Here is a 719-nt window from a genome sequence, read left to right on the forward strand (position 1 = left end):
ATAAAATAATTAATATAGTACTAATAAATGCATAGATACTGTAGGATATGAAAAAATTAAAATATTCTTTACCATGATAGTCGATAAATGCCGATCCATCTCTTTTAATCAGCCAAATGACTAATGGCCCCAATATAGGCAATGGAAAGCTTACCAGATAAAGTAACATCGCAAGTAAACGTTCATCATTTGATACTTGGTTATAATCAGACATAGGTTCACCCCTTTACATGCATATTTCATTTGTTATCCTACCATATAATTTACCTATAACATAGTTAAACCATTGCAGTTGTGATTTACAACCGCAATGGTTTTTAATGAACCTTATTTTGCCTGTTTAGCTTTCTTAACGGCATTGATAATACTCGCCGCAAGTCCGCCCCAAATAATAACTATACCTAATACCATAACAAAGATTGCACTGGCACTCATATTATTCGCCTCCCTTAGAAGCTTGATCTTTAAATTCGCGGTTAGCTCTCCACTTGCTGAATGACAATAGGATACCTACAACGATTGCGCCGATGGCAATTAACCAGCCACCATAAAAGATAAACGCATCCGTATACCCACTATAGTTGCCGGTCGGAGTATCAAATTGTTTCAATAAGTTTTCTTTAAATAAGCCAAACATCTGATAACCTAAGACAATTGGTGTAATTACACTTAAGCTTACGGTCCACCATGCCCCTAATTGGATGTCAGAAATTTCATTG

The 719-nt window shown here is 35.6% G+C and carries 2 protein-coding genes and 1 pseudogene; all 3 read right to left on the bottom strand.

What is annotated here, in order from left to right:
* On the bottom strand, positions 1-214 hold a 214-nt coding region (locus AC3G7N_RS21030), incomplete at its 3' end, for a DUF4870 domain-containing protein (RefSeq protein WP_489424099.1).
* 113 nt (positions 215-327) lie between these two features.
* Positions 328-435 carry a methionine/alanine import family NSS transporter small subunit gene (locus tag AC3G7N_RS21035; protein ID WP_089062094.1) on the bottom strand — a complete coding sequence of 36 codons (108 nt, stop codon included), beginning with the start codon at positions 433-435 and terminating at the stop codon, positions 328-330.
* Between the two features lies 1 nt (position 436).
* Positions 437-719, bottom strand: a pseudogene (locus AC3G7N_RS21040) (sodium-dependent transporter); the annotation flags it as partial.

The organism is Virgibacillus carmonensis, assembly GCF_057836705.1.